This window comes from Pseudomonas sp. 05N434 (genome assembly GCF_056396965.1).
Window position 1 is genome coordinate 1 of record NZ_JBFTMK010000811.1, and the last position, 1519, is coordinate 1519.

2 protein-coding genes are annotated in these 1519 nt (G+C 59.0%); both read right to left on the reverse strand.

Annotation, left to right across the window (positions count from 1 at the left end; all coding sequences use genetic code 11):
* Positions 1-236, reverse strand: a 236-nt coding sequence (locus AC1DLB_RS29670; protein WP_477786250.1) for an iron-sulfur cluster assembly scaffold protein, incomplete at its 3' end; no start/stop codon positions are given.
* An 85-nt stretch (positions 237-321) separates the two neighbouring features.
* On the reverse strand, positions 322-1519 hold a 1198-nt coding region (locus AC1DLB_RS29675; RefSeq protein ID WP_477786251.1), incomplete at its 5' end, for an IscS subfamily cysteine desulfurase.

The following is a 1519-nucleotide window of genomic DNA, read 5'->3' on the forward strand; positions in this document are numbered from 1 at the left end:
CCTTTCATCCACTCGGTCGCCAGGGAGCTGGAGGCGATTGCCGAACCGCAACCGTAAGTCTTGAACTTGGCGTCTTCGATGATGCCTTGTTCGTTGACCTTGATCTGCAGACGCATCACATCACCGCACGCCGGAGCGCCGACCATGCCGGTGCCGACATCAGGATCTTCTGCATCCATCTTGCCGACGTTGCGCGGGTTCTCGTAGTGGTCGATGACCTTTTCGCTGTAAGCCATGATTCTTAATCCTCACTCATCAGGAGTCGCTCTTGAAGCCCTGCCAATCGTGGATTCGCAGGGCCCGGTTGCGGCGACTTGAATATCAGTGTGCCGCCCACTCGATTTTCGAAATGTCGACGCCGTCTTTGTACATGTCCCACAGCGGCGACAGAGTGCGCAGCTTGGTGACGGCCTCGCAGACTTTCTGCGCGGCGTAGTCGATTTCTTCTTCGGTGGTGAAACGGCCGAAGGTGAAGCGAATCGAGCTGTGTGCCAGTTCGTCGTTGCGGCCCAGGGCGCGCAGCACGTACGAAGGCTCAAGCGATGCCGAGGTGCAGGCCGAACCCGACGAAACCGCCAGATCCTTGAGCGCCATGATCAGCGACTCGCCTTCGACGTAGTTGAAGCTCAGGTTCAGGTTGTGCGGTACGCGGGCGGTCATGCTGCCGTTGACGTACAACTCTTCCAGGCCTTCAACCTGTTTGAAGAAACGGTCGCTCAGCGCTTTGATGCGTGCATTCTCGGCAGCCATGTCTTCCTTGGCCACACGGAACGCTTCGCCCATGCCGACGATCTGGTGAGTCGCCAGGGTGCCGGAACGCATGCCACGCTCATGACCGCCGCCGTGCATGGTCGCTTCGATGCGCACACGCGGCTTGCGGCTGACGTACAGCGCGCCGATGCCTTTAGGGCCATAGGTTTTGTGGGCAGAGAACGACATCAGGTCAACTTTCAGTTTCGACAGGTCGATCTCGACCTTGCCGGTGGACTGAGCGGCGTCGACGTGGAACAGAATACCCCGGGAGCGGGTCAGCTCACCGATGGCGGCGATGTCGTTGATGGTGCCGATTTCGTTGTTCACGTGCATGACCGATACCAGAATGGTGTCGTCACGCAGGGCAGCTTCGACCATTTCCGGAGTGACCAGGCCATCTTCACGAGGATCGAGGTAGGTCACTTCGAAACCTTCACGCTCCAGTTGGCGCATGGTGTCGAGGACAGCCTTGTGCTCAATCTTGGTGGTGATCAGGTGCTTGCCTTTGGTGGAGTAGAAATGCGCCGCCCCCTTGATTGCCAGGTTGTCGGACTCGGTGGCACCGGAGGTCCAGACGATTTCACGCGGGTCGGCGTTAACCAGATCAGCGACCTGACGACGAGCGTTCTCGACGGACTCTTCGGCTTTCCAGCCGAACACGTGGGAACGGGACGCCGGGTTACCGAAGTTTCCGTCGACCAGCAGGCATTCACTCATCTTTTGCGCGACACGCGGATCAACCGGGGTGGTCGCAGAGTAATCAAGG